Source organism: Janthinobacterium tructae (assembly GCF_006517255.1).
GTDB lineage: Bacteria > Pseudomonadota > Gammaproteobacteria > Burkholderiales > Burkholderiaceae_D > Janthinobacterium > Janthinobacterium tructae.
On record NZ_CP041185.1, the window covers coordinates 4719043 to 4739932 of the forward strand.

Sequence of the window (20890 nt, forward strand, 5' to 3'; positions counted from 1 at the left end):
AAACTGGTTTTTTATTCATGCAAAAGTAGGCTTTTCCGTATTTGCTATGGCAGCGGATGGGGTGCTTAAACCTTAGGCGGCCTAAGGCTGTTCCGGCATGGTGCGGCGCAATAAGATAAAATGATCCTTTAGGGTCCAGTCCACATCGTCACCACATTCCATGAACGCTCCCGCACATATCCAAGCTTTACTGGCAGAAACGCCGAATGGTCCCGCAGCAAGCCGCCTGCGCGAAATCCCGTATAACTACACGTCGTTTTCCGATCGCGAGATCGTCATACGCCTGTTGGGGGAGGACTCCTGGCGCCTGCTCGACGAGCTGCGCGGCGCCCGCCAGACGGGCCGTTCGGCCCGCATGCTGTACGAGGTGCTGGGCGACATCTGGGTCGTGCGCCGCAACCCCTACCTGCAGGATGACTTGCTGGACAACCCGAAGCGCCGCCAGGGCTTGATCGACGCCTTGCATCACCGCCTGGCCGAAGTCGACAAGCGCCGCCTGTCCATCGATGCGGCCGGCGGCGACGTCGCAGCCAGTGGCGAAGCGCCCGAAGTGGCCAAGGCGCGCAGCAACAATGTCGAGCTGTTGCTGAAGGCAGCCAGCAAGGCCGTGGCCGACTTTGGCGACGAATTCCGCAAGACCTACGATTTGCGCAAGCGCACGGTCAAGGTGCTGGGCCGCTACACGGAAAAGCACAATGTGCGCTTCGACGGCATGACGCGCGTGTCGCACGTGACGGACGCCACCGACTGGCGCGTCGAATACCCGTTCGTCGTGCTCACGCCCGACACTGAAGAGGAAATGGCCGGCCTGGTGAAAGGCTGTATCGAGCTGGGGCTGACCATCATCCCGCGCGGCGGCGGCACCGGCTACACGGGTGGCGCGATTCCCTTGACGCCGATGTCGGCCGTCATCAACACGGAAAAGCTCATCACCCTGGGTGCCGTGGAAATGACGGTCTTGCCGGGATTGAGCCACGAATACGCGACGATCAATTCGGGCGCGGGCGTGATCACGAATAAAGTGTCGGAAGCGGCTGAAAAAGCCGGTTTCGTGTTTGCCGTCGACCCGACCTCGGCGCACGCTTCTTGTATCGGCGGTAACGTTGCCATGAATGCGGGCGGCAAGAAGGCCGTGCTGTGGGGCACGGCGCTGGACAACCTGGCCTCGTGGCGCATGGTCGACCCGAACGGCGACTGGCTCGATGTCACGCGCCTCGACCATAACCTGGGCAAGATCCACGATATCGCACTGGCACGTTTCCAGCTGGAATGGCGTCACCCGAGCACGCGCGACGCGACGAAACCGAACGCGCCGTTCAAGACGGAAATCCTGGAAATTCCTGGCCGCAAGTTCCGTAAAGAGGGCCTGGGCAAGGACGTGACGGACAAATTCCTCGCCGGCTTGCCGGGCATCCAGAAAGAAGGCTGCGACGGCCTGATCACGTCGGCGCGCTGGATCTTGCACAAGATGCCGAAATTCGCCCGCACCGTCTGCCTGGAATTCTTTGGCCAGGCGCGCGATGCGATCCCGTCGATCGTGGAAATCAAGGATTACCTCGATGGCTTGCCGGCCAAGGGCGAGCAATACACGACCATCCGCCTGGCGGGCCTCGAGCACCTGGACGAGCGCTACCTGCGCGCCGTCGGCTACGCCACCAAGTCGAAGCGGGGCGTGCTGCCAAAGATGGCCCTGTTTGGCGACATCGTCGGCGACGATGAAAATGCCGTCGCGCAAGCGGCGTCGGAAGTGGTGCGCATCGCCAACACCCGCGTGGGCGAAGGCTTTGTGGCCGTCAGCCCGGAAGCGCGCAAGAAATTCTGGCTCGACCGCGCCCGCACGGCGGCGATCGCCAAGCACACGAATGCGTTCAAGATCAATGAAGACGTGGTGATTCCCCTGAATCGCATGGGCGAATACACGGATGGTATCGAGCGCATCAATATCGAACTGTCGATCAAGAATAAGCTGCAACTGGCCGATGCCCTCAGTGAATTCTTTGCCAAGGGAAACTTGCCAATTGGCAAGAGCGACGATGCCTCGGACGACCGCGTCGACGACGCTGAAATGCTGGGCGACCGCGCCGAGCAGGCGCAGCAGTTGCTGGCGCAAGTCACGGCACGCTGGACCTATCTGCTGGCCCAGCTGGACCGCCCGCTGGCCGACGTGAAGGGCGAACTGGCCGAGCTGGGCATGGAGCGCTTGCTGCCCGTCTTCGATGCGCGCCTGGAAACGCAGCCGGACGCCACCCTGTTCGACGTGGTGCAGGACCGCACCGTGCGCATTACCTGGAAGCAGGAAATTCGCGCCCAGCTGCGCCAGATCTTCAATGGCGCCGCTTTTAAACTGATCCTCGACGAGGCGACGGCGATTCACGCGCGCATCTTGCGTAGCCGCGTATTCGTCGCGTTGCACATGCATGCGGGGGACGGCAACGTGCACACGAACTTGCCCGTCAACTCGGACAATTACGAAATGCTGCAGGATGCCCATGAAGCCGTGGGCCGCATCATGATCCTGGCCCGCTCGCTCAATGGCGTCATTTCCGGCGAACACGGTATTGGCATCACCAAGCTGGAATTTTTGACGGAAGAGGAAATCGGCGAGTTCCGCAGCTACAAGCAGCGCATCGATCCGGAAGGCCGTTTCAACAAGGGCAAATTGCTGAACCTGCCGGGTATGGGCGCCGACTTGCGCAATGCCTACACGCCATCGTTCGGCCTGATGGGGCATGAGTCCTTGATCATGCAGCAAAGCGATATCGGCGCCATCGCCGACAGCGTCAAGGATTGCTTGCGTTGCGGCAAGTGCAAGCCAGTCTGCGCAACCCATGTGCCGCGTGCCAACTTGCTGTACTCGCCACGCGACAAGATTTTGGCGACCTCGTCCCTGATCGAAGCCTTCCTGTACGAAGAGCAGACGCGGCGTGGTATTTCCATCAAGCATTGGGAAGAGTTCGAAGACGTGGCTGACCACTGCACGGTATGCCATAAATGCGTCACGCCCTGTCCCGTCAACATCGACTTCGGCGACGTGTCGATGAACATGCGCAACTTGCTGCGCAAGATGGACAAGAAGAGTTTTAATCCAGGCACCAAGGCAACGATGCTGTTCCTCAACGCCACCGATCCCGTGACCATCAACGCCACGCGCAAGGTCATGATCGGCTGGGGTTACAAGGCGCAGCGCCTGGGCCACGACTTGCTGAAGAAATTTGCCAAGAAGCAGACCAAGGCGCCGCCGCCATCGACGGGCAAGCCACCGGTCAAGGCGCAGGTGATCCATTTCATTAATAAAAAGATGCCGGGCAACTTGCCGAAGAAAACGGCACGCGCGCTGCTCGACATCGAAGACGATAAAGTCATTCCGATCATCCGCAATCCGAAGACGACCACGGCCGATACGGAAGCCGTGTTCTACTTCCCCGGTTGCGGTTCGGAACGGTTGTTCTCGCAAGTGGGCCTGGCGACGCAAGCGATGCTGTGGGAAGTGGGCGTGCAGACGGTCTTGCCGCCTGGCTACCTGTGCTGCGGTTATCCGCAACGGGGCGCCGGTGAGTTCGACAAGGCCGAGAAGATGATGACGGATAACCGCGTGCTGTTCCATCGCATGGCCAACACGCTCAATTACCTGGACATCAAGACGGTGCTCGTCTCGTGCGGCACCTGCTATGACCAGCTGGCAACGTACCAGTTTGAAAAGATTTTCCCCGGCTGCCGCATCATGGATATCCATGAGTATTTGCTGGAGAAAAACGTCAAGCTGGAAGGCGTCAACGGCACGCGCTATATGTATCACGAGCCATGCCACAATCCGATGAAGTTGCAGGAATCGGGCAAGACCATCAATTCCCTGATCAGCACGGTAGACAACGTGAAGATCGAGAAAAATGACCGTTGCTGCGGCGAATCGGGCTCGCTGGCCGTCACGCGCCCCGACATTTCCACGCAAGTGCGTTTCCGCAAGGAAGAGGAGATGGTCAAGGGCGCCGACAAGCTGCGCGGCGACGGGTTTACCGGCGACGTGAAAATCCTCACCAGCTGCCCGTCGTGCCTGCAAGGCTTGTCGCGCTACAATGATGATTCGGGCACGACGGCCGACTACATCGTCGTCGAGATCGCCAAACACTTGCTGGGAGAGAACTGGATGCCGGATTACGTGAAACGCGCCAATGACGGCGGCATCGAACGGGTGCTGGTGTAATGTCCACGGGGTGCGATCTGTGCCAGTTGCTGGACGGCTACGCCAACAAGCAGGGTCTGGAGACCTTGCTGTGGCGCAGCGAACGCTTGTCCGTGGTGGCCGTCGATGATCCAGGCTACCCCGGCTTTTGCCGCGTGATCTGGAACAAGCACGTGAAGGAAATGACGGATTTGACACCGGGCGAGCGCAATTACGTCATGGAAGTCGTGTGGCAAGTCGAGCTGGCCGTGCGCGAAGTGATGCAGCCGGAAAAGGTCAATCTGGCCAGTTTCGGCAACATGACGCCGCACGTGCACTGGCACGTCATTCCCCGCTACCGCGACGATGCGCATTTCCCGAACCCCAGCTGGGCGGTGGTCCAGCGCGAGACGGCGCCGGAAGTACTGGCCACGCGGCGCGCCTTGCTGCCGGCACTGCGCGCCGCCATCATTCAACGTTTATCCGCATAAAGTATCGCCATGACTGAAAAAACAGCAACACCCCAACCGACCGGCTTGACCGTGCACAACCAGTCGCGCGTGCTCGATGTGGCCTTCGACGATGGCAGCACATTTGCGTTGCCGTTCGAATACCTGCGCGTGTACTCGCCGTCGGCCGAAGTGCAGGGTCATGGCAAGGGCCAGGAAACCTTGCAATTGGGTAAGCGCCTGGTGGGCATCACGGGTCTGGAGCCGGTCGGCAACTACGCCGTGCAACCCACCTTCAGCGATGGCCACAATTCCGGCCTGTACACCTGGGCCTATCTGTACAAGCTGGGCGCGCAGCAAGCGACCCTGTGGCAGGATTACCTGGACCGTCTGACGGCAGCCGGCTACCCCGGTGACAGCGGCCGCGACGCGAAGGCCGACATGACGGTCAAGCAATCTTCCGGTGGTCATGTTCATGGACCCAGTTGCGGGCACAAACACTAAGGTGAAAAAATAATGCGGTAATCTTGTCGGATTGCCGCATATCCATTCGTCGTACGAATGCCCGCGCTTGCGGGCATTTTTCTTTTGGAGAAGAGACTATGGAATACCTGATCCTGATCTACGCCGATGAATCCCGTTATGAAACGATGGCAGAAGGGCAGATGGCCAGCCTGATGGCCGACTTTGCCAGTTATACACAGGCACTGGAGGCCGCTGGCGTGCTGCGTGGCGGGGCCGAGCTGGCGCCCGTGGGCAGCGCCACCTGCGTGCGCGTACAAAATGGCAAGCCTGTCATCACGGATGGGCCGTTCGCGGAAACCAAGGAGCAGCTGGGCGGATATTACCTGCTAGCCTGTGCCAACCTGGACGAGGCGCTGGCCTGGGCCGGGCGTTGCCCGGCAGCCTCGCTGGGCACCATCGAAGTGCGGCCTGTCACGGCATAGTCATGGCTGGCGACGCCCTGTCGGCCGTCGAGTACGTCTTTCGCCAGGAACGGGGCAGGGTGCTGGCCGGCCTGATGCGGCGCTTTGGCGACCTGGGCCTGGCGGAAGATGTGTTGCAGGAAGCGTGCCGCAAGGCACTGGAACTGTGGCCGCGCACAGGCATCCCCGATCATCCCGCCGCCTGGCTCAGTGCCGTGGCGCGCAATGCAGGCCTCGATCTGGTCCGCCGCGCGGGCAAGAGCGTCGTCGATGCCGAGGTCGTGCTGTCGAGCCTGCCGGCATCCGCGATGGAAGAAACGCACGCCATCGAGGATGACCGGCTGCGCCTGCTGTTCATTTGTTGCCATCCCGCGCTGGCGCCCGAGGCGCAGGTGGCGCTGGCCCTGCGCACCCTGTGTGGCTTGTCCACGGCCGAGATCGCGCGCGCCTTCGGCGTGGCGGAAGCGGCCCTGTCGCAGCGGCTATTGCGCGCCAAACGCAAGATCGCCGAAGCGCGCATCCCCTTCGAGTTGCCGCCAGCGCAAGACTGGCCACCACGGCTGGCGCAAGTGTTGCACGTGATTTACCTGGTGTTCAGCGAAGGCTATTGCGCCAGCGGCGGCGATGTTTTGCTCCGCGCCGACCTGTGCGCGGAAGCGCTGCGGCTGGGACGGCTGCTCGACAGCCTGCAGCCGGGCCAGCCGGAAGTGCAGGGTTTACTGGCTCTGATGTTGCTGCAGGCGTCACGCGGCCCGGCCCGCCTGTCGCCCGAGGGTCATTTGCTGACCCTGGAAGAGCAGGAGCGGCGCCTGTGGGATGGTGCCCTGATTGCCGAGGGACTGGTCGTGCTGGCGCTGGCGCTGCCGGCGCGCGCACCGGGCCCGTACCAGCTGCAGGCGGCGATTGCCGCCTTGCACGCCCAAGCTCCCACGGCCAGCCAGACGGACTGGCGCCAGATCCACGTCCTGTACGGCGCCTTGTTGCGGCACAAGCCGGAACCCTTGATCTTGCTCAATGCGGTGATCGCCTGCGCCATGGCGCATGGCGCCGCACACGGACTGGCATGGCTGGCGCGCCTGGAAGCCGTGCCCAGCCTTGCCAACTCGCATTATCTGCATGCGGCCCGGGCCGACTTGCTGCGCCGCCAGGGTGATCGCTCAGGCGCGCTGGCGGCGTATGCGCAGGCGGCAATGCTTGCTTCAAATACAGTGGAAAGGCAATACCTTCTCCGGCGTCAGGGGGAAATGCGCCTGCCGCTTGTATAATGCGTGCAAGTTCAAACAGACTGCCTACCATGACCAATACGACCCATTTCGGATACAAAACAGTTGCAGAAGACGACAAAGTGCGCGAAGTCGCCAAGGTGTTCCATTCCGTCGCTGCCAAATATGACGTGATGAACGACTTGATGTCGGGCGGGCTGCACCGTCTGTGGAAGACGTTCACCATTGCCAACGCGGGCGTGCGCCCCGGTTTCAAGGTGCTCGACATCGCCGGCGGCACGGGCGACCTGTCAAAGGCGTTTGCCAGGCAGGCAGGGCCCACGGGCGAAGTCTGGTTGACCGATATCAATGAATCGATGTTGCGCGTGGGCCGCGACCGCCTCTTGAATCGCGGCTTGCTCACCCCCACCTTGTTGTGCGACGCGGAAAAACTGCCGTTCCCCGATAATTATTTTGACCGTGTCAGCGTGGCCTTTGGCCTGCGCAACATGACGCACAAGGATGTGGCGCTGGCCGAAATGCGCCGCGTGCTCAAGCCGGGCGGCAAGCTGCTGGTGCTGGAGTTTTCCAAGGTGGCAGCACCGCTGCAAAAGCCGTATGACCTGTATTCGTTCTCGGTCTTGCCGTGGTTCGGACAGAAAATCGCCGGCGACGCGGAAAGCTATCGCTACCTGGCCGAATCGATCCGCATGCACCCGGACCAGGAAACGCTGAAGACCATGATGGAAACGGCGGGCCTGGAGCGCGTGCAGTACTACAATTTGACGGCAGGCATTGCCGCTTTGCATACCGGCATCAAGATGTAATGCATCAATGTTGGTGATTTTAGGAGATGGAATGAAATTGAAGAAATTTATGGTCGGCATGATGCTGGCCGCGACCACGGTATCCATGCTCGGTGAGGCGCTGGCCCGTCCGATGGGCGGTGGCCGTTCGTTTGGCCGCCAGTCGCAAAACGTGGGCCGTCAGGCGCCCGCACCGGCGCCGACCCCGGCACCGGCTGCCGCGCCACGCCAGGCGCAACCTGCGCCCGCCCCCGCACCGGCACCTGCCGCCAAGGCACCGAGCCGCTGGAAGGGTTTGCTGGGCGGCGCCTTGCTGGGCCTGGGCCTGGGCGCGCTGCTGTCGCATTTCGGCCTGGGCGGCGCCCTGGCCAGCATGATCAGTACCCTGCTGATGGTGGCTTTGCTGGCCGGCGTGGCCTACTTCATCTACCGCATGGTGCGCGGCAAGCGTGACAGCAACACCAGCGGCAATGCGCCGTTCGCCGGCTTCGGCAACCAGCCGGCACCGGCCGGCAACGTGCCCGACATCGGTTCGCGCATTCCGCCGCTGCCGCCGCTGCAGCCCGTCTCGTCCGGCGTAGGCCTGGACAAGCCGGCGCCGGTGGCCGCGCCATGGGGCGTGCCAAGCGACTTCGACAAGGAAGCCTTCCTGCGCCACGCGAAAAGCAATTTCATTCGCCTGCAAGCGGCCTGGGACAAGGCCGACGTCAACGATATCCGTGAATTCACGTCGCCGGAAGTGTATGGCGAACTGCGCATGCAAATCCAGGAACGGGGCGCGCAGCCAGACTTTACCGATGTCGTCACCATCGATGCCGAACTGCTGGGCATCGAGACGAGCGTCAACGACTACCTGGCCAGCGTGAAGTTTACGGGCCTGATCCGTTCGGCGCCGGGCGCGGCAGCCGAGCCGTTCGCGGAAGTGTGGAATATGTCGAAACCCGTCAGCGGCAACAGCGGCTGGGTCTTGGCAGGCATCCAGCAATTGAATTAATTGTCAAAACTTGCTGAATAATGGCTTAAGTTCATGCGCAATGCATGATGCTTGACAGATATTTCCCGCTGAACTGGTAAGATCGAAACCGCCCACGTTGTTTTACGGGCGGTTTTTTCTTTTTAGGGGCGCGCGCGGCGCGCAGTATATAGATGGCACCACTTTCCGATCTCTCCCTGATGACGCCCGTCATTGCGACCATCAACCATTTGCTGGTGCAAGAGCCGTGGGCGCGCCAGCAACTGGCCGTGCACGCCGGCAAGCTGGCCTGCATCGACACGGGCGCCGTAGCCTTGCGCCTGCGTGTCGATAACGCCGGCATGCTGGAAGCGGCGCCGGCCGATATGCCGGCCAACGTCACCATCCGCGTGAAATTGTCCGATGTGCCGCTGATCCTGCAAAACCGCGAGCGGGCGTTTTCGTATGTAAAAATCGAAGGCGATGCCGAGTTTGCCAATGCGATTTCGCAATTGAGCAAGGGGTTACGCTGGGAAGCCGAGCACGACCTGGAAAAGCTGGTCGGTCCCATGCTGGCTACGCGCCTTGTTTCCGGCGCGAAGGATGCCGTCGCCTTTGTGCGTACGGGCCAGCAAAAGCTGGCGGAAAACGTGGCCGAATATTTTCTCGACGAACAGCCGATGCTGATTCGTCCTGCTACCCTGCAGGAGTATTCCTCTGGCGTGACGCGCGTGCGCGATGATGTCGAACGCCTGGCCAAGCGCCTCGCCCGGCTGGAAAAGGCGGCCGCCGCCGTCCAGCCGCAGTCCTCCTCACCGGATTTGTCTACATGATATTGAAATTCCTGCGCCTGTTTAAAATCATCCGTGTTTCCATCAAGTACGGTCTGGATGAGATAGCGATTTCTGGTCTGCAAGTTCCCCGCACCGCCAAATTGATCGACACCCTGATTTTCTGGCGCGACCTGTCGTCGCCACGGGGCATGCGCCTGCGCCTGGCGCTGGAAGAGTTGGGCCCCATTTTCGTGAAATTCGGGCAAGTGCTGTCGACCCGGCGCGATCTGATGCCACCCGACATCGCCGAAGAACTGGCGCGCCTGCAAGACCGGGTGCCGCCGTTCGATTCCGACCTGGCCATCGCACAGATCGTCAAGTCGCTGGGCGCGCACCCGGATCAGTTGTTTGCCCGCTTCGAGCGCGAGCCGGTAGCGTCCGCCTCGATTGCCCAGGTGCACTTCGCCACCTTGAAAGACGGCCGTGAAGTGGCCGTGAAGGTCTTGCGTCCAGGCATGAAAAAGCTGATCGACGAAGACGTGGCCCTGATGCATATCGCGGCCGACTGGACCAGCCGCCTGTGGGCCGACAGCAAGCGCCTGAAACCCAAGGAAGTGGTGGGCGAGTTCGACAAGTACCTGCACGACGAGCTGGACCTGATGCGCGAGGCGGCCAACGCCAGCCAGTTGCGCCGTAACTTCGCCAACTCGGACTTGTTGCTGGTGCCGGAAATGCACTGGGATTATTGCTCCAGCAGCGTCATTGTCATGGAACGCATGGTGGGCATTCCCGTGTCGCAGATCGACCGCCTGGTGGCGGCCGGCGTGGATTTGCGCAAGCTCTCCAGCGATGGCGTGGAGATTTTCTTCACGCAAGTGTTCCGCGACGGCTTTTTCCATGCGGATATGCATCCAGGCAATATTCTCGTGTCGATCGCGCCCGAATCGTTCGGCCGCTACATCGCGCTGGACTTCGGCATCGTGGGTACGTTGAACGATTACGACAAGGATTATTTGTCGCAAAATTTCCTCGCCTTCTTCCGCCGCGACTACAAGCGGGTGGCCGAGGCGCACATCGAATCGGGCTGGGCGCCGAAAGACACGCGTGTCGATGAACTGGAAGCGGCCGTGCGCGCCTGCTGCGAACCGATCTTCGACCGTCCGCTGAAAGATATTTCTTTTGGGCAAGTCTTGCTGCGCCTGTTCCAGACCTCGCGCCGCTTCAATGTGGAAGTGCAGCCGCAACTGGTGCTGCTGCAAAAGACCCTGCTCAATATCGAGGGCCTGGGCCGCCAGCTCGATCCGGAACTGGACCTGTGGCAAACGGCCAAGCCTTACCTGGAAAAATGGATGAGCAACCAGGTGGGGCCGCAAGGCTTCATGGAACGCCTGCGCGCCGAGGCGCCCCGTTATGCGCACATCTTCCCGCAATTGCCGCGTTTGCTGCACCAGGCCTTGACCGTGCATGGCGAACCGCGCGAAAACGATGTGGAATTGATGAAAACCTTGCTGGCAGAGCAACGCCAGACGAACCGTTTGCTGAGTTTTATCGTGTACTTCGTGGGCGCCTTCGCGCTCGGCGCGCTGGGCTTGCAAGTGTTCATGCGCTGGCATCAACTGCCGTTTTAAAGGCTGAGGACGTAAGTGATGGCTGACTTTCAGACCCGCGATCCGCTCTCGCCCGCCTTCTGGGACGAGCGTTTCGAGAAGCAATTTACACCCTGGGACCAGGGCGGCGTGCCCACGCGTTTGCGCCGCTTCGTTGCCGGCAGTCCGGCGCCGCTGCGCTGCCTGATTCCCGGCTGCGGCTCGGCCTATGAACTGGTCTTCATGCTCGATCACGGCTGGGATGCCACGGCCATCGATTTTTCGCCGGCCGCCGTGGCCGCCGCGCGCGCCGTCGTCGGTGCGCGGGCAGGGCAGGTGGTGCAAGCCGATTTCTTTGCCTGGCAGCCAGCAGCGCCGCTGGACCTGATCTATGAACGGGCGTTTCTGTGCGCCATGCCGCGCGCCATGTGGCCACAAGTGGCGGACCGCTGGGCGCAATTGCTGGCGCCGGGCGCCATGTTGGCCGGCTACTTTTTCTTTGACGACAATGCCAAGGGACCGCCGTTCGGCATGTCGCGTGAGCAATTGCAGGCCTTGCTGGCGCCGCATTTCGACTGCCTGGCCGATGAGGCCGTGGACGATTCCATCGCCGTCTTTGCCGGCAAGGAACGCTGGATGAGCTGGCGCCGCCGGGCGGACTGAGGCGGCAACGGTCGCGGCCGGGCATTTTCCGCTGGGAATGGCGGAAAAGCTTTATAATTCAGGGTTTTTGATGATTTTCTCGGAGTAGAGATGCCGATTTATGCTTACCGTTGTGACGAGTGTGGTTTTGCCAAGGACGTCTTGCAAAAGATCTCCGATCCAGTACTGACGGTGTGCCTGTCGTGCGGCAAGCCCAGTTTCAAGAAACAATTGACGGCCGCCGGTTTCCAATTGAAGGGCACCGGCTGGTACGCGACCGATTTCCGCGGCGGCACGGCGCCCACCACGGCCATTCCGACCGGCCCGGCCGATGGCGCCAAGCCCGCCCCAGCCGCCGAGAGCACGCCTGCGGCTGCACCTGCGTCCGCCCCGGCTGCCGCTGCGCCGAAAGCGGACTGAGAGCGCGCCGCGCCGATACGTTCCATTACCGAGAAACCGATGCGTAAATACTTTATTACCGGATTACTGATTTTAGTGCCCCTGGCCATTACGGCCTGGGTCTTGAATCTGGTAATCAGCACGATGGACCAGTCACTGCTGCTGGTGCCCGGCAGTACGAAGCCCAGCGTCTGGTTCGGCCACCAGGTGCCCGCGCTGAGCACCATTCCCGGTCTGGGCACGGTATTGACGGTACTGATCGTGTTCTTCACGGGCTTGCTGACGAATAACCTGGTCGGCAATTATGTGGTGAAGCTGTGGGAAAAATTGCTGCAACGTATACCCATCGTCAATTCCCTGTATTCCAGCGTCAAGCAAGTGTCCGATACCTTGTTTTCCCCGTCGGGCAATGCCTTCCGCAAGGCCGTGCTGGTGCCGTATCCGCACCAGAATTCCTGGACCATCGCTTTCCTGACGGGCGTGCCGGGCGGCGATGCGGCGAATCACCTGGTAGGCGACTATGTCAGCGTGTACGTGCCGACGACGCCGAATCCGACATCGGGCTTTTTCCTGATGATGAAACGCAGCGATGTCGTCGAACTCGACATGAGCGTCGATGCGGCGCTCAAATATATCGTCTCGATGGGCGTGGTAGCGCCTGCGGAAGTTGTTGCTGTACCGGCCCCGGCAGCCAAAGAATAAAGGCAGGCGTCCCACGCGGGACGTGGCCGGATTGAACACTCACTAACCTGAACTGAGAATTTTATGTCTATGCGTACTGAATACTGCGGCCTCGTCACCGAAGCCATGCTGGGACAAACCGTCAGCCTGTGCGGCTGGGTACATCGCCGCCGCGACCACGGCAGCCTGATTTTCATCGACTTGCGCGACCGTGAAGGTCTGGTGCAAATCGTCTGCAACCCGGAACAAGCGGAAATGTTCAAGGTCGCCGAAGCCGTGCGCAATGAATTCTGCCTGCGCGTGACGGGCGTCGTGACGAACCGTATCGAAGGCACCATCAACAACAACCTGAAATCGGGCAAGATCGAAGTGGTCTGCTCGGAGCTGGAAGTGCTGAACCCGTCCGTGCCCGTGCCGTTCCAGCTCGATGACGACAACCTGTCGGAAACGACGCGTCTGACGCACCGCGTGCTTGACCTGCGCCGCCCGCAAATGCAGAACAACCTGCGCCTGCGCTACAAGGTGACGATGGAAGTGCGCAAGTACCTCGACGCGCTGGGCTTCATCGACATCGAAACGCCGATGCTGACCAAGTCCACGCCAGAAGGCGCGCGCGACTACCTGGTGCCGTCGCGCGTCAACGCGGGCAGCTTCTTCGCTTTGCCGCAATCGCCACAGTTGTTCAAGCAACTGTTGATGGTCGCTAACTTTGACCGTTACTACCAGATCACCAAGTGCTTCCGCGACGAAGACTTGCGCGCTGACCGCCAGCCTGAATTCACGCAGATCGACTGCGAAACCTCGTTCCTGACGGAACAGGAAATCCGCGACCTGTTCGAAGACATGATCCGCGTCGTCTTCAAGAACACCCTGAACATCGACTTGCCGAACCCGTTCCCGGTGATGGATTTCGCCGAAGCGATGGGCCTGTATGGTTCCGACAAGCCGGACATGCGCGTCAAGCTGGCCTTCACGGACTTGACCGAAATCATGAAAACGGTCGAATTCAAGGTCTTCAACGGCGCCGCCAACATGAAGGGCGGCCGCGTGGTGGCCCTGCGCGTACCGCAAGGCGGCAGCATGCCCCGTTCGGAAATCGACGCCTATACGCAATTTGTCGCCATCTACGGCGCCAAGGGCCTCGCTTACATCAAGGTCAACGAGAAAGCCAAGGGCCCTGAAGGCTTGCAATCGCCGATCGTCAAGTTCCTGCCTGCCGACGTGCTGGCCACGATCCTCGAGCAGACGGGCGCGCAAGACGGCGACCTGATCTTCTTCGGCGCGGACAAGGCCAAGGTCGTCAATGACGCCATCGGCGCGCTGCGCGTGAAAATCGGTCACAGCGAGTTCGGCAAGAAAGCCGGCCTGTTCGAAGACGTGTGGAAGCCATTGTGGGTGGTCGACTTCCCGATGTTCGAACACGACGAAGAAGCGGACCGCTGGACGGCGACCCACCATCCATTCACGGCGCCGAAAGACGGCCATGAAGACATGCTGGAAACGAATCCGGGCGCCTGCATCGCCAAGGCCTACGACATGGTCTTGAACGGCTGGGAACTGGGTGGCGGTTCGATTCGTATCCACCGCGAAGAAGTGCAAAGCAAGGTCTTCCGCGCATTGAAAATTGATGCCGAAGAAGCCCAGCTGAAGTTCGGCTTCCTGCTTGACGCCCTGCAATACGGCGCGCCACCGCATGGCGGCCTGGCATTCGGCCTGGACCGTATCGTGACCATGATGACGGGTTCCGATTCGATCCGCGACGTGATCGCCTTCCCGAAAACCCAGCGCGCCCAGTGTCTGCTGACACAAGCGCCGTCGGAAGTGGACGAGAAGCAATTGCGTGAGCTGCACATCCGTTTGCGCGGCGCCGAGCCAAAAGTAGCGTAATGCGGCATGCGGCCGCTGCGGCGGCCGCTGTTTGATAATGCTATGCAAAAAGAGGCGCTGACGAGGCGCCTTTTTCATTGTTGATATGACTCATAAAATTCCCGTTTCCGTGCTGGTCGTCATTCATACGGCTGATCTGGACGTCTTGCTGATCGAGCGCGCGGGCCAGCCCGGTTTCTGGCAATCGGTGACCGGTTCCGTCGACGCCGTCGACGAACCGCTGCTGCAGACGGCCGCGCGCGAATTGTGCGAGGAGACCGGCATCGTCGTCGATGGACAGCACATCGTGCTGCGCGACTGGAACTTGTCGAATGTGTACGAGATCTATCCGATCTGGCGCCACCGCTATGCGCCCGGCGTGACGCGCAACACGGAACACGTGTTCAGCGTGCAAGTGCCGCGCGACACGTTGATTACGCTGAGTCCCCGCGAACACCTGCAGTACGCGTGGCTGCCGTACCTGGCGGCGGCCGACCGGTGTTTCTCGTCGTCCAACGCGGAAGCGATTTTGCAATTGCCGGCCATGACGGGCCTGGCGCGTCCCACCTGATTCCCCGAGAAAGCATTCCATGTTGAACTGGTTACATTTGACTGCGCAGCAAAAACTGCTGGGCACCCTGGGCATCGTTTTCTGCCTGTGCTTCATTTTTCTGCTGTTCAGCTCCACCGTGCCCGGCCGCACGCCGCCGATCGGCATGCCGCTGATGGCGATTGGCTGGCTGCTGCATCCGGGCGCCTTTGCCAAGGGCAAGCGTACCGTGGCCTGGCGCGGCGCACCGTTGCTGGTCAAGATCGTCTGGGCGGCCGGCATTACCGCGCTGCTCGTCAGCGTGACGGCGGGCGTGGGACGCATGCTGGCTTGAGTCGCCGCAACTATTGTCATATGGTATTATTGCCTTAATGGTAATTTCACTGGATGACGAAAGGCTTGCATGCTGAACTGGCCTCAACTTTCTTTTCAACAGCGCCTCCTGGGCGCCATCTTCCTGTCCTGGATCTTTGGCGCCCTGTATGCCGTGTGTTTTCCCGATCAGCCACATACCCGCTTGCCACAGGCAGGCTTGCCCTTGCTGATGCTGGGATTTCTCCTGCACCCCCGGTGCTTTGCCGGTGGACGCGGTGCCTTCAGCTGGAGCAGCGCACCCAGGCTGGTGAAGGGCTTGTGGGTCATCGGCATCGTGGTAGGCAGCATCAGTGCCGCCGATAGTTTGCTGGGAGCGATGGCAGGCAGATAAAGTGGGACTTGGGTGCGCACGCGCACCTATGTTGGCGCCGCGCGGGGCCCGTCTGGGAGTAGAATCAAGGCATGAAAATCCGCGTAGCAACTTATAATATCCACAAGGGTGTCTCCTCCGTGCGGGGCTTGCCCAGGGTGCACGCCTTGAAGCAGGCGATCGCTCTCTTCCATGCCGATGTCGTCTTTTTGCAGGAAGTGCAAGGCAAGCATGACCGCAATGCGGCCCGCTATGGCGCCGAGAACAACGGCCACAAGCATTGGCCGGAAGCGTCGCAGCATGAATTCTTTGCCGGCGCCGAGCACCATTCGGCGTATGGCATGAATGCCGTGTACGACCATGGCCACCACGGCAACGCCTTGCTGAGCAAGTTTCCCATCGCCTCGCAAACCAATCACGACGTGTCCGACCATGCCTACGAGCAGCGCGGCATCCTGCATTGCGTGCTCAAGACGCCGCAGGCCGACGTGCACTGTTATGTCGTGCACCTGGGCCTGTTCGAATCGGGAAGGGGCCGCCAGACGCAGGCGCTGATCGACGCCGTCCTGGAATCGGCGCCGAATGGCGAGCCCGTCATCATCGCGGGTGACTTCAACGACTGGCGCAACACGCTCAGCGACAAGCTGCGCAATGCGCTCGGTGTGGTGGAAGTGTTCGACCAGCGCGCGTCGAACTCGGCCCTGGGCGACCTGGTACGCACCCTGGCGCGGCGCCAGACGAAAACGCCCGTGCCCGTGCCGGCGCGCACCTTTCCCGCCGCCTTGCCGTGGTTCCGCCTGGACCGCATCTATGTGCGCGGTTTCCACGTGGAAGGCGCGCAAGTGATGCATGGCACGCTGTGGGCAAAATTGTCGGACCACGCGCCGATCGTTGCCGCTTTGAAACTCGCGTAGACTGCCGGCATGCGTACAGTCAATTTCATCGCCCACAACGACATCGAGCTGCTGTGTTGCGGCACCGATTACTTTCCCGCGTTGGTCCAGGCCATCGACGGCGCGCGTTCGGAAGTGTATTTCGAAACGTATATCTTTGCCGATGACGCGACGGGCACTCTGGTGCTCGATGCGCTCAAGCGTGCCGCCGCGCGCGGCGTGCTGGTGTGCATGATCACGGACTGGTTCGGCACGGGCAATCGCCGTGTGAAAGCCATGCATGCGCAGCTGGAAGCGGCCGGCGTGCACCACCGTATCTTCAACCCGTGGTTCCGGCGCGGCATCACGCGCACGCACCGCAAGATCTGCGTCGCCGACGGCGAGATCGCCCTGGTGGGCGGCATCAATATCAACGACGACATGTTTTGCGACTACGACCACAGCATCAGCCTGGAAGCGCCGCGCTGGGATTTCGCCGTGCAGGTTAAGGGCCCGCTGGTCGACGCCATCCATGAAGAAGTGCAGGCGCAGTGGGCGCGCTTGGGCAAGATGAACCTGGTGCGGCGTATCAAGCTGTACCGCAAGATGCGCGTGGTCAGCAAGGAGCTGGCGAAGAACCCCGTCGTGGCCGGTTTTGTCGTGCGCGACAACCTGCGCAACCGCCGCACCATCCAGCGCGCCTACCTGCAGGCGCTGGGGCAGGCGCGCAAGAGCGTGATGCTGGCCAACCCGTATTTCGCGCCCGGGCACAAGCTGCGCCACGCCCTGGCCCAGGCGGCCCAGCGGGGCGTCGACGTGGTGCTGTTGATCGGCGTGGGCGAATTTCGCATGCAAGATGCCGTGGCGCATTCGTTTTATCCGAAACTGCTGGCTGCCGGTGTGAAAATCGTCGAATACCGCAAGACGCAGCTGCACGCCAAGGTGGCCGTGGTCGACGATGACTGGGCGACAGTGGGTTCGAGCAATATTGACGCGCTGAGCCTGTTCCTCAACCAGGAAGCGAACATCGTCATCAAGGACGTGGCGTTCGCGCAAAGCCTGCGCCAGCACATCGAGCAGGGCGTAGCCGACGGCATCGTGATTCACCAGGATGATTTCAAGCACATCGGCCGTGTCCGGCGCATCGGCTACGAAGCCGCCTTCCTCGTGTACCGGCTGGTGATGCGCATTTTTTCAGTAGGCAAGTACGCATGAACGAGATGACAACGGTAAGGCTGGATAAATGGCTGTGGGCGGCGCGCTTCTTCAAGACGCGCTCGCTGGCCAGTGAGGCCGTCGACACGGGTAAAGTCAAAGTGGGCGGCGAGCGCGTGAAACCGGCGCGCAGCCTGCGAGTGGGCGACGAGCTGGCCATCGACAATGGCTTTGATACGTGGGAAGTGGCCGTGCTGGGCTTGTCCGACAAGCGCGGCGCGGCAAGCGTGGCGCGTTTGCTGTACGGAGAAACACCGGCCAGCATCGCCCGTCGCGAGCAGCTGGCGGAGGAGCGCAAGCTGTTCCGCGAGCCGGGCACCACCATCAAGGGGCGGCCGACCAAGCGCGACCGCCGTCAATTGAGCAAGGCAGGCGACCTTTCCTGAGGCGCGCTTGTTGCTATCAGGCAAGGGCGCGCACCGCTTTTGCCTGCCTGAAATCGCTACAGACACGCGGCCAAAAAATGCTGCGCTGCACCAATAGAACACCGGCTCTAAAGTTCCCGTTTGACTTTTACGTGGTAGTGGATAATAGTACGAGCGTTCGGATTTTTTCGAAGCGTGCTTTTTTTTACCCTCGCTTCAGTCCGCCAGATCGGCAACATCACTTTTAGAACGGACCTCTTGAATACTTCAGTCAAATTCATGCGCAAGGGCGAACTGACCCGTGCAGCCATCCTCGACGTGGCGCTGGACTTGTCCAGCCGCGACGGCCTGGAAGGCCTGACCATTGGGCTGCTTGCGGACAAAATGAACATGAGCAAGTCGGGCGTGTTTGCCCACTTTGGCTCGCGCGAAGACTTGCAGATGGAAGTGCTGAAGCTCTACCACTATCGTTTCGAGCAAGAAGTCTTTTTCCCCAGCATGAAAGAGCCACGCGGCATCCAGCGTCTGCAATCGATGTTTGCGCGCTGGGTCAAGCGGGTCAGCGTGGAGATCGCTTCCGGCTGCATCTATATCAGCGGCGCCGTCGAGTATGACGACCGTCCCGGCCCCATCCGCGATTCCCTGGTAGCCATGGTACGGGCCTGGCAAGGCGCGCTGCTGCGCTGTGTCGAGCAATCGATCGCCACGGGCGACCTGAAAGCGGATACGGACGCCCAGCAGCTGGTGTACGAGATGTATGGCCTGATCCTGGCCCTGCATCACGATGCGCGCTTCCTGCGCGTGCCGGGCAGCATCGAACGGGCGCAGGCAGGATTTGTCCGCTTGCTGGCGTCGTACCAGAATTCAGTAACAAGCAAATAAGCCGTCAGGCAGTATCCGCAGCAACGCACACGCAGTTCACAAGTACAACACTTTAGCTAAACGCCTTCAGGAGAAAAATTATGGGTCAATACGTCGCGCCAATCCGGGATATGCAATTCGTTCTGCATGAGTTCCTGCAAGTGGAAGAAGAACTGAAGCAAATGCCGTCGTACGCCGACGTCGACGCCGATATCATCAACCAGGTACTGGAAGAGGGCGGCAAGTTCACTTCCGAAGTGTTGTTCCCCCTGAATCACTCCGGCGACCGCGAAGGCTGCCACCACGATCCGGTCACGAAAAGCGTGACCACGCCTAAAGGCTTTAAAGAAGCCTACAAGCAGTACGTCGAAGGCGGCTGGGCGGCCTTGGCTTGCGATCCGGAATACGGCGGCCAGGGCTTGCCCGTCGTGCTGAACAATTCGTTCTACGAAATGCTGAACTCGTCGAACCAGGCCTGGTCCATGTACCCTGGCCTGTCGCACGGCGCCTACGAGTGCCTGAAGGAACACGGCACCGACCACCAGAAGGAAGTGTATCTGCCGAAACTGGTTTCGGGCGAATGGACGGGCACCATGTGCCTGACCGAACCGCACTGCGGCACCGACCTGGGCCTGCTGCGCTCGAAGGCGCTGCCTGAGGCGGACGGTTCCTGGACCATCACCGGCAACAAGATTTTCATCTCGGCCGGCGAGCACGACATGGCGGAAAACATCCTGCACCTGGTGCTGGCCCGCGTGCCGGACGCACCGGAAGGCTCGAAAGGCATTTCGCTGTTCCTGGTACCGAAATTCCTGCCGAACGCAGACGGTACGGTCGGTGAGCGCAACCCGATCACCTGCGGCGCCATCGAAGAAAAAATGGGCATTCACGGCAACTCGACCTGCCAGATGAACCTGGACGGCGCCAAGGGCTGGATCATCGGCCAGCCGAACAAGGGCCTTAACGCCATGTTCGTCTTCATGAACGCGGCCCGCCTGGGCGTGGGCATGCAGTCGCTGGGCCTGACGGAAATCGCTTACCAGAACGCGCTGATCTATGCCAAGGACCGCACGCAAATGCGTTCGCTGTCCGGCATCAAGAACCCTGAACTGCCGGCCGACCGCATCATCGTGCACCCTGACGTGCGCCGCATGCTGTTGACGGGCAAAGCCTACGCCGAAGGCGCGCGCGCCTTCACCTCGTACGTGGCGCTGCAGATCGACCGCGAACTGCACCACCCGGACGCCGACGTGCGCAAGGAAGCCGCCGACGAAGTGGCGCTGCTGACCCCTGTCATCAAGGCCTTCATTACCGACAACGCCTGGATCGCCACCTCGGACGCGATGCAAGTGTTCGGCGGCCATGGCTACATCTCGGAGTGGGGCATGGAGCAGTATGTGCGCGACGCGCGCATCAACATGATCTACGAAGGCACGAACACGATCCAGTCGCTGGATCTGCTGGGCCGCAAGATCCTCGGCGACAACGGCGCCAAGCTGCGCAAGTTCGGCGAAAAGATCAAGGCGTTTGTCGAAGACAACGGTACCGATGAAGCGATGAGCGAATTCGTCACCCCACTGGGCGACCTGGGCGACAAAGTCACCAAGCTGACCATGGAAATCGGCATGAAAGCCTTCCAGAATCCTGACGAAGTGGGCGCGGCATGCGTGCCATACCTGCGTGTCGTCGGCCACATGATCTACAGCTACCTGTTCGCGCAGATGGCCAAGATCGCCCTCGAAAAAGAGTCCAGCGGCGACACCTTCTACACCGCCAAACTGGCTACCGCACGTTTCTACTTCGCCCGCTTGCAGCCTGAAACGGCAACCCTGATCCGTCAGGCGCGTTCCGGTTCGGCCAACCTGATGGCACTCGACGCAGACCTGTTCTAAGACTTGAGG

The 20890-nt window shown here is 61.0% G+C and carries 21 protein-coding genes; all 21 read left to right on the plus strand.

Going from position 1 to position 20890, the window contains the following annotated elements; translation table 11 throughout:
- Positions 1–160: 160 nt before the first annotated feature.
- Complete coding sequence (locus tag FJQ89_RS20710; protein WP_141171524.1) at positions 161–4201, plus strand: DUF3683 domain-containing protein; 4041 nt, start codon at positions 161–163, stop codon at positions 4199–4201.
- Positions 4201–4650, plus strand: coding sequence for an HIT family protein (locus FJQ89_RS20715; RefSeq protein ID WP_141171525.1), 450 nt, complete (start codon positions 4201–4203; stop codon positions 4648–4650). The genes FJQ89_RS20710 and FJQ89_RS20715 overlap by 1 nt, the downstream gene beginning before the upstream one ends.
- A 9-nt stretch (positions 4651–4659) precedes the next feature.
- Entirely contained in the window at positions 4660–5112 is a 453-nt protein-coding gene (locus FJQ89_RS20720; RefSeq protein ID WP_141171526.1) for a gamma-butyrobetaine hydroxylase family protein, read from the plus strand.
- A gap of 98 nt (positions 5113–5210) precedes the next feature.
- Positions 5211–5555, plus strand: coding sequence for a YciI family protein (locus FJQ89_RS20725; protein ID WP_141171527.1), 345 nt, complete (start codon positions 5211–5213; stop codon positions 5553–5555).
- Positions 5556–5557: 2 nt separating this feature from the next.
- Complete coding sequence (locus FJQ89_RS20730; protein ID WP_141171528.1) at positions 5558–6799, plus strand: RNA polymerase sigma factor; 1242 nt, start codon at positions 5558–5560, stop codon at positions 6797–6799.
- Between the two features lie 29 nt (positions 6800–6828).
- Positions 6829–7563, plus strand: a complete 735-nt coding sequence (gene ubiE / locus FJQ89_RS20735; RefSeq protein ID WP_010394608.1) for a bifunctional demethylmenaquinone methyltransferase/2-methoxy-6-polyprenyl-1,4-benzoquinol methylase UbiE — start codon at positions 6829–6831, stop codon at positions 7561–7563.
- Between the two features lie 31 nt (positions 7564–7594).
- The gene (locus tag FJQ89_RS20740) at positions 7595–8536 is read left to right on the plus strand and encodes a Tim44 domain-containing protein (RefSeq protein ID WP_141171529.1); all 942 of its coding nucleotides are present in this window, start codon (positions 7595–7597) and stop codon (positions 8534–8536) included.
- A 152-nt stretch (positions 8537–8688) separates the two neighbouring features.
- Positions 8689–9327, plus strand: a complete 639-nt coding sequence (locus FJQ89_RS20745) for a ubiquinone biosynthesis accessory factor UbiJ (RefSeq protein WP_168208494.1) — start codon at positions 8689–8691, stop codon at positions 9325–9327.
- The gene (gene ubiB / locus FJQ89_RS20750; RefSeq protein ID WP_141171530.1) at positions 9324–10895 is read left to right on the plus strand and encodes a ubiquinone biosynthesis regulatory protein kinase UbiB; all 1572 of its coding nucleotides are present in this window, start codon (positions 9324–9326) and stop codon (positions 10893–10895) included. Before FJQ89_RS20745 ends, ubiB begins: the two co-directional genes overlap by 4 nt.
- 18 nt (positions 10896–10913) lie before the next feature.
- Positions 10914–11516: a methyltransferase gene (locus FJQ89_RS20755; RefSeq protein ID WP_141171531.1), complete on the plus strand. Its 603-nt coding sequence runs from the start codon at positions 10914–10916 to the stop codon at positions 11514–11516.
- A gap of 90 nt (positions 11517–11606) precedes the next feature.
- Positions 11607–11915, plus strand: coding sequence for an FmdB family zinc ribbon protein (locus FJQ89_RS20760; RefSeq protein WP_099760875.1), 309 nt, complete (start codon positions 11607–11609; stop codon positions 11913–11915).
- A 39-nt stretch (positions 11916–11954) separates the two neighbouring features.
- On the plus strand, positions 11955–12596 hold the full coding sequence (locus FJQ89_RS20765) for a DUF502 domain-containing protein (RefSeq protein WP_141171532.1): 642 nt from the start codon (positions 11955–11957) through the stop codon (positions 12594–12596).
- Positions 12597–12659: 63 nt separating this feature from the next.
- Entirely contained in the window at positions 12660–14462 is a 1803-nt protein-coding gene (gene aspS / locus FJQ89_RS20770) for an aspartate--tRNA ligase (protein WP_168208495.1), read from the plus strand.
- A gap of 85 nt (positions 14463–14547) precedes the next feature.
- Positions 14548–15012, plus strand: a complete 465-nt coding sequence (gene nudB / locus FJQ89_RS20775; RefSeq protein WP_141171533.1) for a dihydroneopterin triphosphate diphosphatase — start codon at positions 14548–14550, stop codon at positions 15010–15012.
- Positions 15013–15031: 19 nt separating this feature from the next.
- The gene (locus FJQ89_RS20780; RefSeq protein WP_072457749.1) at positions 15032–15325 is read left to right on the plus strand and encodes a hypothetical protein; all 294 of its coding nucleotides are present in this window, start codon (positions 15032–15034) and stop codon (positions 15323–15325) included.
- Positions 15326–15394: 69 nt separating this feature from the next.
- On the plus strand, positions 15395–15697 hold the full coding sequence (locus FJQ89_RS20785) for a hypothetical protein (RefSeq protein ID WP_141171534.1): 303 nt from the start codon (positions 15395–15397) through the stop codon (positions 15695–15697).
- 71 nt (positions 15698–15768) lie between these two features.
- Positions 15769–16590: an endonuclease/exonuclease/phosphatase family protein gene (locus FJQ89_RS20790; RefSeq protein WP_141171535.1), complete on the plus strand. Its 822-nt coding sequence runs from the start codon at positions 15769–15771 to the stop codon at positions 16588–16590.
- A 9-nt stretch (positions 16591–16599) separates the two neighbouring features.
- Positions 16600–17763, plus strand: coding sequence for a cardiolipin synthase ClsB (gene clsB / locus FJQ89_RS20795; RefSeq protein WP_141171536.1), 1164 nt, complete (start codon positions 16600–16602; stop codon positions 17761–17763).
- Positions 17760–18149, plus strand: a complete 390-nt coding sequence (locus FJQ89_RS20800; protein WP_141171537.1) for an RNA-binding S4 domain-containing protein — start codon at positions 17760–17762, stop codon at positions 18147–18149. The genes clsB and FJQ89_RS20800 overlap by 4 nt, the downstream gene beginning before the upstream one ends.
- Positions 18150–18407: 258 nt before the next feature.
- Complete coding sequence (locus FJQ89_RS20805; protein ID WP_071079697.1) at positions 18408–19010, plus strand: TetR/AcrR family transcriptional regulator; 603 nt, start codon at positions 18408–18410, stop codon at positions 19008–19010.
- Between the two features lie 80 nt (positions 19011–19090).
- The gene (locus FJQ89_RS20810) at positions 19091–20881 is read left to right on the plus strand and encodes an acyl-CoA dehydrogenase C-terminal domain-containing protein (protein ID WP_035824186.1); all 1791 of its coding nucleotides are present in this window, start codon (positions 19091–19093) and stop codon (positions 20879–20881) included.
- Positions 20882–20890 lie beyond the last annotated feature (9 nt).